Below are 9156 nucleotides of genomic sequence, written 5' to 3'. Positions count from 1 at the left end.
GCATTCGACCAGATCGATAACGCGCCGGAAGAAAAAGCTCGTGGTATCACCATCAACACTTCTCACGTTGAATACGACACCCCGACTCGCCACTACGCGCACGTAGACTGCCCGGGCCACGCCGACTATGTTAAAAACATGATCACCGGTGCTGCGCAGATGGACGGCGCGATCCTGGTTGTTGCTGCGACTGACGGCCCGATGCCGCAGACCCGTGAGCACATCCTGCTGGGTCGTCAGGTAGGCGTTCCGTACATCATCGTGTTCCTGAACAAATGCGACATGGTTGATGACGAAGAGCTGCTGGAACTGGTTGAGATGGAAGTGCGTGAACTGCTGTCTCAGTACGATTTCCCGGGCGACGACACGCCGATCGTTCGTGGTTCTGCTCTGAAAGCGCTGGAAGGCGACGCAGAGTGGGAAGCGAAAATCATCGAACTGGCTGGCTACCTGGATTCTTACATCCCGGAACCAGAGCGTGCGATTGACAAGCCGTTCCTGCTGCCGATCGAAGACGTATTCTCCATCTCCGGTCGTGGTACCGTTGTTACCGGTCGTGTAGAGCGCGGTATCATCAAAGTGGGCGAAGAAGTTGAAATCGTTGGTATCAAAGAGACTGCGAAGTCTACCTGTACTGGCGTTGAAATGTTCCGCAAACTGCTGGACGAAGGCCGTGCTGGTGAGAACGTAGGTGTTCTGCTGCGTGGTATCAAACGTGAAGAAATCGAACGTGGTCAGGTACTGGCTAAGCCGGGCACCATCAAGCCGCACACCAAGTTCGAATCTGAAGTGTACATTCTGTCCAAAGATGAAGGCGGCCGTCATACTCCGTTCTTCAAAGGCTACCGTCCGCAGTTCTACTTCCGTACAACTGACGTGACTGGCACCATCGAACTGCCGGAAGGCGTAGAGATGGTAATGCCGGGCGACAACATCAAAATGGTTGTTACCCTGATCCACCCGATCGCGATGGACGACGGTCTGCGTTTCGCAATCCGTGAAGGCGGCCGTACTGTTGGCGCAGGCGTGGTTGCTAAAGTTCTCGGCTAATCGCTGATAACATTTGACGCAATGCGCAATAAAAGGGCATCATTTGATGCCCTTTTTGCACGCTTTCACATCAGAACCTGGCTCATCAGTGATTTTTTTTGTCATAATCATTGCTGAGACAGGCTCTGCTGAGGGCGTTTAGTCCGAAACGCAACACAGAGCATTTCGGTTTGGATTGCCTCGCATACGCGGGGTGAAAATGTTTGTAGAATACTTCTGACAGGTTGGTTTATGAGTGCGAATACCGAAGCTCAAGGAAGCGGGCGCGGCCTGGAAGCGATGAAGTGGGTCGTTGTTGTCGCATTGCTGCTTGTGGCTATTGTGGGCAACTACCTCTATCGCGACATGATGCTGCCGCTGCGTGCGCTGGCCGTAGTAATTCTGATTGCTGCAGCGGGTGGTGTCGCGCTGTTGACGACAAAAGGTAAAGCAACCGTTGCTTTTGCCCGTGAAGCGCGTACCGAAGTCCGTAAGGTCATTTGGCCGACTCGCCAGGAAACATTGCACACCACGCTGATTGTGGCTGCGGTTACCGCAGTAATGTCACTGATCCTGTGGGGACTGGATGGTATTCTGGTTCGCCTGGTATCCTTTATCACTGGCCTGAGGTTCTGAGATGTCTGAAGCTCCTAAAAAGCGCTGGTACGTCGTTCAGGCGTTTTCCGGTTTTGAAGGCCGCGTAGCAACATCGCTGCGTGAGCATATCAAATTACACAATATGGAAGAGTTGTTTGGTGAAGTCATGGTGCCGACCGAAGAAGTGGTCGAAATCCGTGGCGGCCAGCGTCGCAAAAGCGAGCGCAAATTCTTCCCGGGCTACGTCCTGGTTCAGATGGTGATGAACGACGCAAGCTGGCACCTGGTGCGCAGTGTTCCGCGTGTGATGGGCTTCATCGGCGGTACGTCTGACCGTCCGGCGCCAATCAGCGACAAAGAAGTTGATGCGATCATGAACCGCCTGCAACAGGTCGGTGATAAACCGCGTCCGAAAACGCTGTTTGAACCGGGTGAAATGGTTCGTGTTAACGACGGTCCGTTTGCTGACTTTAACGGCGTTGTTGAAGAAGTGGACTACGAGAAGTCCCGCCTGAAGGTGTCTGTTTCTATCTTTGGTCGTGCGACCCCGGTAGAACTGGACTTTGCCCAGGTTGAGAAAGCCTAAGCAGCGATCAAAAAAGCGGCGATTTAATCGTTGCACAAGGCGCGAGATTGGAATACAATTTCGCGCCTTTTGTTTTTATGGGCCTGGCCCGTAAAACGATTTTTTTATATCACGGGGAGCCTGTTTTCAGGCGTTATACCCAAACGAGGAAATTGCAATGGCTAAGAAAGTACAAGCCTACGTCAAGCTGCAAGTTGCAGCTGGTATGGCTAACCCGAGTCCGCCAGTAGGTCCGGCTCTGGGTCAGCAGGGCGTAAACATCATGGAATTCTGCAAAGCGTTCAACGCAAAAACTGATTCCATCGAAAAAGGTCTGCCGATTCCGGTTGTTATCACCGTTTACGCTGACCGTTCTTTCACCTTCATTACCAAAACGCCTCCGGCAGCAGTTCTGCTGAAGAAAGCGGCTGGTATTAAGTCTGGTTCCGGCAAGCCGAACAAAGACAAAGTAGGTAAAATTTCCCGCGCTCAGCTGCAGGAAATCGCGCAGACCAAAGCTGCCGACATGACTGGTGCCGACATTGAAGCGATGACTCGCTCCATCGAAGGTACTGCACGTTCCATGGGCCTGGTAGTGGAGGACTAAGAAATGGCTAAACTGACCAAGCGCATGCGTGTGATCCGTGAGAAAGTTGATGCGACCAAACAGTACGACATCAACGAAGCTATCTCTCTGCTGAAAGAACTGGCCACTGCTAAGTTCGTAGAAAGCGTAGACGTTGCCGTTAACCTCGGCATCGACGCGCGTAAATCTGACCAGAACGTACGTGGCGCAACTGTACTGCCGCACGGTACTGGCCGTTCCGTTCGCGTAGCCGTATTTACCCAGGGTGCAAACGCTGAAGCTGCTAAAGCTGCTGGCGCTGAACTGGTAGGTATGGAAGATCTGGCTGAACAGATCAAGAAAGGCGAAATGAACTTTGACGTTGTTATTGCTTCCCCGGATGCAATGCGCGTTGTTGGCCAGCTGGGCCAGGTTCTGGGTCCGCGTGGCCTGATGCCGAACCCGAAAGTGGGTACTGTAACGCCTAACGTTGCTGAAGCGGTTAAGAACGCTAAAGCTGGTCAGGTTCGTTACCGTAACGACAAAAACGGCATCATCCACACCACCATCGGTAAAGTGGATTTTGACGCTGACAAACTGAAAGAAAACCTGGAAGCTCTGCTGGTTGCGCTGAAAAAAGCAAAACCGACTCAGGCGAAAGGCGTGTACATCAAGAAAGTTAGCATCTCCACCACCATGGGTGCTGGCGTTGCCGTTGATCAGTCCGGTCTGACTGCGACTGTGGCGAACTAATATTCGCCTTTACGTGGGCGGTGATTTTGTCTACAATCTTACCCCCACGTTTCTGTTGAAATAAACAGAACTCTATGCGAGTCATTTGAATTGTAGCAGCTAACGCGGCTACGGTTCAAAGGGCGAAGTCATAGACAAGATTTGTTCGTTGGAGCCTGGCCTATCCAGGCCTCCGTCGAAGACCGCAGGTGTTTCGTAAGAAACTTAATGCCCTGCGTAGACGGTGACAGAACGCTAAGATTATTTTTTATACTCTGGCTTGTTTCTGCTCACCGTATTAAGACGCTCTTCTCGTTGAGGAGAGTGAAGTGAGTTCCAGAGCATGAGCTCTGGCAAACATCCAGGAGCAAAGCTAATGGCTTTAAATCTTCAAGACAAACAAGCGATTGTTGCTGAAGTCAGCGAAGTAGCCAAAGGCGCGCTGTCTGCAGTAGTTGCGGATTCCCGTGGCGTAACTGTAGATAAAATGACTGAACTGCGTAAAGCAGGTCGTGAAGCTGGCGTTTACATGCGTGTTGTTCGTAACACCCTGCTGCGCCGCGTCGTTGAAGGTACTCCGTTCGAGTGCCTGAAAGACACGTTTGTTGGTCCGACCCTGATTGCATACTCTATGGAACACCCGGGCGCTGCTGCTCGTCTGTTCAAAGAGTTCGCGAAAGCGAATGCAAAATTTGAGGTCAAAGCCGCTGCCTTTGAAGGTGAGCTGATCCCGGCGTCTCAGATCGACCGCCTGGCAACTCTGCCGACCTACGAAGAAGCAATTGCACGCCTGATGGCAACCATGAAAGAAGCTTCGGCTGGCAAACTGGTTCGTACTCTGGCTGCTGTACGCGATGCGAAAGAAGCTGCTTAATCGCAGTTATCTTTGTAACGCATCCGCTTACGTATAAACTTATTCTGATATTCAGGAACAATTTAAATGTCTATCACTAAAGATCAAATCATTGAAGCAGTATCCGCTATGTCCGTAATGGACGTTGTAGAACTGATCTCTGCAATGGAAGAAAAATTCGGTGTTTCCGCTGCTGCTGCTGTTGCTGTAGCTGCTGGCCCGGTTGAAGCTGCTGAAGAAAAAACTGAATTCGACGTAATTCTGAAAGCTGCTGGCGCTAACAAAGTTGCTGTTATCAAAGCAGTACGTGGCGCAACTGGCCTGGGTCTGAAAGAAGCTAAAGACCTGGTAGAATCTGCTCCGGCCGCTCTGAAAGAAGGCGTGAGCAAAGATGACGCTGAAGCTCTGAAAAAATCTCTGGAAGAAGCTGGCGCTGAAGTTGAAGTTAAATAAGCCAACCCTTCCGGTTGCAGCCTAAGAAATTAGGCTGATGGCTGGTGACTTTTTAGTCACCAGCCTTTTTGCGCTGTAAGGCGCCAGTAGCGTTTCACACTGTTTGACTACTGGTTGTCCTGACAATGCTTGTTTCTATCGACGACTTAATATACTGCGACAGAACGCCCGTTCTGTGTAAATCGCAATGAAATGGTTTAAGCGTGATAGCAACAGGCATTGCGGAAAGTATTCCATTTTCCGGTCAACAAAATAGTGTTGCACAAACTGTCCCTCCGCAGGACAGATGGGTCGACTTGTCAGCGAGCTGAGGAACCCTATGGTTTACTCCTATACCGAGAAAAAACGTATTCGTAAGGATTTTGGTAAACGTCCACAAGTTCTGGATGTACCTTATCTCCTTTCTATCCAGCTTGACTCGTTTCAGAAGTTTATCGAGCAAGATCCTGAAGGGCAGTACGGTCTGGAAGCTGCATTCCGTTCCGTGTTCCCGATTCAGAGCTACAGCGGTAATTCCGAGCTGCAATACGTCAGCTACCGCCTTGGCGAACCGGTGTTTGACGTTCAGGAATGTCAGATCCGTGGCGTGACCTATTCCGCACCGCTGCGCGTAAAACTGCGTCTGGTGATCTACGAGCGCGAAGCGCCGGAAGGCACCGTAAAAGATATTAAAGAACAAGAAGTCTACATGGGCGAAATTCCGCTCATGACCGACAACGGTACTTTCGTTATCAACGGTACTGAGCGTGTTATCGTTTCCCAGCTGCATCGTAGCCCGGGTGTCTTCTTCGACAGCGATAAAGGTAAAACTCACTCTTCCGGTAAAGTACTGTATAACGCGCGCATCATTCCTTACCGTGGTTCATGGCTGGACTTCGAGTTCGATCCGAAAGACAACCTGTTTGTCCGTATCGACCGTCGTCGTAAACTGCCTGCGACCATCATTCTGCGTGCACTGCAATACACCACTGAACAGATCCTGGACCTGTTCTTTGAGAAAGTGATCTTCGAGATCCGCGACAACAAGTTGCAGATGGAACTGGTGCCGGAACGCCTGCGTGGTGAAACCGCCTCCTTTGACATCGAAGCCAACGGCAAAGTGTACGTCGAAAAAGGTCGTCGCATTACTGCGCGCCACATTCGCCAGCTGGAAAAAGACGATATCAAACATATCGAAGTTCCGGTTGAGTACATCGCGGGTAAAGTGGCGTCTAAAGACTACGTTGACGAATCAACTGGCGAGCTGATCTGCGCAGCGAACATGGAGCTGAGCCTGGATCTGCTGGCGAAGCTGAGCCAGTCTGGCCACAAGCGTATCGAAACGCTGTTCACCAACGATCTGGATCACGGCCCGTACATTTCTGAAACGGTACGCATCGACCCGACCAACGATCGTCTGAGCGCGCTGGTAGAAATCTACCGCATGATGCGCCCGGGTGAGCCGCCGACTCGTGAAGCGGCTGAAAGCCTGTTTGAGAACCTGTTCTTCTCCGAAGACCGCTATGACCTGTCTGCGGTTGGTCGTATGAAGTTCAACCGTTCTCTGCTGCGCGACGAAATTGAAGGTTCCGGTATCCTGAGCAAAGACGACATCATTGACGTGATGAAGAAGCTCATTGATATCCGTAACGGTAAAGGCGAAGTCGATGATATCGACCACCTCGGCAACCGTCGTATCCGTTCCGTAGGCGAAATGGCGGAAAACCAATTCCGCGTTGGCCTGGTGCGTGTTGAGCGTGCGGTGAAAGAGCGTCTGTCTCTGGGCGATCTGGATACCCTGATGCCTCAGGACATGATCAACGCCAAACCGATTTCTGCGGCAGTGAAAGAGTTCTTCGGTTCCAGCCAGCTGTCTCAGTTTATGGACCAGAACAACCCGCTGTCTGAGATTACGCACAAACGTCGTATCTCCGCACTCGGCCCAGGCGGTCTGACCCGTGAACGCGCAGGCTTCGAAGTTCGAGACGTACACCCGACCCACTACGGTCGCGTATGTCCTATCGAAACGCCTGAAGGTCCGAACATCGGTCTGATCAACTCCCTGTCCGTGTACGCACAGACTAACGAATACGGTTTCCTTGAGACTCCGTATCGTAAAGTCACCGACGGCGTGGTGACTGACGAAATTCATTACCTGTCTGCTATCGAAGAAGGTAACTACGTTATCGCTCAGGCGAACTCCAACCTGGATGACGAAGGCCACTTTGTAGAAGATCTGGTTACCTGCCGTAGCAAAGGCGAATCCAGCTTGTTCAGCCGCGACCAGGTCGACTACATGGACGTTTCCACTCAGCAGGTGGTTTCCGTCGGTGCGTCCCTGATCCCGTTCCTGGAACACGATGACGCCAACCGTGCATTGATGGGTGCGAACATGCAACGTCAGGCGGTTCCGACTCTGCGCGCTGATAAGCCGCTGGTTGGTACCGGTATGGAACGTGCTGTTGCCGTTGACTCCGGTGTAACTGCGGTTGCTAAACGTGGCGGTACTGTTCAGTACGTGGATGCGTCCCGTATCGTTATCAAAGTTAACGAAGACGAGATGTACCCGGGCGAAGCAGGCATCGACATCTACAACCTGACCAAATACACCCGCTCTAACCAGAACACCTGTATCAACCAGATGCCGTGTGTTTCTCTGGGTGAGCCGGTTGAGCGCGGCGACGTGCTGGCTGACGGTCCGTCCACCGATCTCGGTGAACTGGCGCTGGGCCAGAACATGCGCGTAGCGTTCATGCCGTGGAACGGCTACAACTTCGAAGACTCCATCCTCGTTTCCGAGCGTGTTGTCCAGGAAGACCGTTTCACCACCATCCACATTCAGGAACTGGCCTGTGTGTCCCGTGACACCAAGCTGGGGCCGGAAGAGATCACCGCTGATATCCCGAACGTGGGTGAAGCTGCGCTCTCTAAACTGGATGAATCCGGTATCGTTTACATCGGTGCGGAAGTGACCGGCGGCGACATTCTGGTTGGTAAGGTAACGCCGAAAGGTGAAACCCAGCTGACGCCAGAAGAGAAACTGCTGCGTGCGATCTTCGGTGAGAAAGCGTCTGACGTTAAAGACTCTTCTCTGCGCGTACCAAACGGTGTTTCCGGTACGGTTATCGACGTTCAGGTCTTTACTCGCGATGGCGTAGAAAAAGACAAACGTGCGCTGGAAATCGAAGAGATGCAGCTGAAGCAGGCGAAGAAAGACCTGTCTGAAGAATTGCAGATCCTCGAAGCTGGCCTGTTTAGCCGTATCCACGCTGTGCTGGTTTCCGGTGGCGTTGAAGCTGAGAAGCTCGACAAGCTGCCGCGCGATCGCTGGCTGGAACTGGGCCTGACCGACGAAGAGAAACAAAATCAGCTGGAGCAACTGGCTGAGCAGTACGATGAACTGAAACACGAGTTCGAGAAAAAACTCGAAGCGAAACGCCGCAAAATCACTCAGGGCGACGATCTGGCACCGGGCGTGCTGAAGATTGTTAAGGTATATCTGGCGGTTAAACGCCGTATCCAGCCTGGTGACAAGATGGCAGGTCGTCACGGTAACAAGGGTGTAATTTCTAAGATCAACCCGATCGAAGATATGCCTTACGATGAAAACGGCACGCCGGTAGACATCGTACTGAACCCGCTGGGCGTACCGTCTCGTATGAACATCGGTCAGATTCTGGAAACCCACCTGGGTATGGCTGCGAAAGGTATCGGCGATAAGATCAACGCCATGCTGAAACAGCAGCAGGAAGTCGCGAAACTGCGCGAATTCATCCAGCGTGCGTACGATCTGGGCGCTGACGTTCGTCAGAAAGTTGACCTGAATACCTTCAGCGATGAAGAAGTTCTGCGTCTGGCTGAAAACCTGCGCAAAGGTATGCCGATCGCAACGCCGGTGTTCGACGGTGCGAAAGAAGCGGAAATTAAAGAGCTGCTGAAACTGGGTGACCTGCCGACTTCCGGCCAGATCACGCTGTTTGACGGCCGTACCGGTGAACAGTTCGAGCGTTCAGTAACCGTAGGTTACATGTACATGCTGAAACTGAACCACCTGGTCGACGACAAAATGCACGCTCGTTCCACCGGTTCCTACAGCCTGGTTACTCAGCAGCCGCTGGGTGGTAAGGCGCAGTTCGGTGGTCAGCGCTTCGGGGAGATGGAAGTGTGGGCGCTGGAAGCATACGGCGCAGCATACACCTTGCAGGAAATGCTCACCGTTAAGTCTGATGACGTGAATGGCCGTACTAAGATGTATAAGAACATCGTGGACGGCAACCATCAGATGGAACCGGGCATGCCAGAATCCTTCAACGTATTGTTGAAAGAGATTCGTTCGCTGGGTATCAACATCGAACTGGAAGACGAGTAATTCTCGCTCAAACA

General features: G+C 52.1%; 8 protein-coding genes. All 8 read left to right on the top strand.

The window, feature by feature from the left end:
• Positions 1–1050, top strand: a 1050-nt coding sequence (tuf, locus tag OGV83_RS00880) for an elongation factor Tu (protein WP_286448902.1), incomplete at its 5' end; no start/stop codon positions are given.
• A 231-nt stretch (positions 1051–1281) separates the two neighbouring features.
• Positions 1282–1665 carry a preprotein translocase subunit SecE gene (gene secE, locus OGV83_RS00875; protein ID WP_012133816.1) on the top strand — a complete coding sequence of 128 codons (384 nt, stop codon included), beginning with the start codon at positions 1282–1284 and terminating at the stop codon, positions 1663–1665.
• A gap of 1 nt (position 1666) precedes the next feature.
• Complete coding sequence (gene nusG, locus OGV83_RS00870; protein ID WP_003862341.1) at positions 1667–2212, top strand: transcription termination/antitermination protein NusG; 546 nt, start codon at positions 1667–1669, stop codon at positions 2210–2212.
• Between the two features lie 157 nt (positions 2213–2369).
• Positions 2370–2798 carry a 50S ribosomal protein L11 gene (rplK, locus tag OGV83_RS00865; protein ID WP_012133815.1) on the top strand — a complete coding sequence of 143 codons (429 nt, stop codon included), beginning with the start codon at positions 2370–2372 and terminating at the stop codon, positions 2796–2798.
• Between the two features lie 3 nt (positions 2799–2801).
• Positions 2802–3509, top strand: a complete 708-nt coding sequence (gene rplA, locus OGV83_RS00860; RefSeq protein ID WP_012133813.1) for a 50S ribosomal protein L1 — start codon at positions 2802–2804, stop codon at positions 3507–3509.
• Positions 3510–3864: 355 nt separating this feature from the next.
• Complete coding sequence (gene rplJ / locus OGV83_RS00855) at positions 3865–4362, top strand: 50S ribosomal protein L10 (protein WP_004097644.1); 498 nt, start codon at positions 3865–3867, stop codon at positions 4360–4362.
• Between the two features lie 66 nt (positions 4363–4428).
• Positions 4429–4794: a 50S ribosomal protein L7/L12 gene (gene rplL, locus OGV83_RS00850; RefSeq protein WP_012133812.1), complete on the top strand. Its 366-nt coding sequence runs from the start codon at positions 4429–4431 to the stop codon at positions 4792–4794.
• 319 nt (positions 4795–5113) lie between these two features.
• A complete protein-coding gene (rpoB, locus tag OGV83_RS00845) occupies positions 5114–9142 on the top strand; it encodes a DNA-directed RNA polymerase subunit beta (RefSeq protein ID WP_024130652.1) in 4029 nt (1342 codons plus the stop codon).
• Positions 9143–9156 lie beyond the last annotated feature (14 nt).

The sequence above is a fragment of the Citrobacter sp. CK189 genome (assembly GCF_030333505.1).
GTDB lineage: Bacteria > Pseudomonadota > Gammaproteobacteria > Enterobacterales > Enterobacteriaceae > Citrobacter_B > Citrobacter_B koseri.
This window is presented reverse-complemented; position numbering and strand designations above follow the sequence as displayed.

Excerpts from the sequence above, each read along its gene's own strand:
- secE (WP_012133816.1), top strand. The coding sequence starts at position 1,282 with ATGAGTGCGAATACCGAAGCTCAAGGAAGCGGGCGCGGCCTGGAAGCG.
- nusG (WP_003862341.1), top strand. The coding sequence starts at position 1,667 with ATGTCTGAAGCTCCTAAAAAGCGCTGGTACGTCGTTCAGGCGTTTTCC.
- rplK (WP_012133815.1), top strand. The coding sequence starts at position 2,370 with ATGGCTAAGAAAGTACAAGCCTACGTCAAGCTGCAAGTTGCAGCTGGT.
- rplA (WP_012133813.1), top strand. The coding sequence starts at position 2,802 with ATGGCTAAACTGACCAAGCGCATGCGTGTGATCCGTGAGAAAGTTGAT.
- rplJ (WP_004097644.1), top strand. The coding sequence starts at position 3,865 with ATGGCTTTAAATCTTCAAGACAAACAAGCGATTGTTGCTGAAGTCAGC.
- rplL (WP_012133812.1), top strand. The coding sequence starts at position 4,429 with ATGTCTATCACTAAAGATCAAATCATTGAAGCAGTATCCGCTATGTCC.
- rpoB (WP_024130652.1), top strand. The coding sequence starts at position 5,114 with ATGGTTTACTCCTATACCGAGAAAAAACGTATTCGTAAGGATTTTGGT.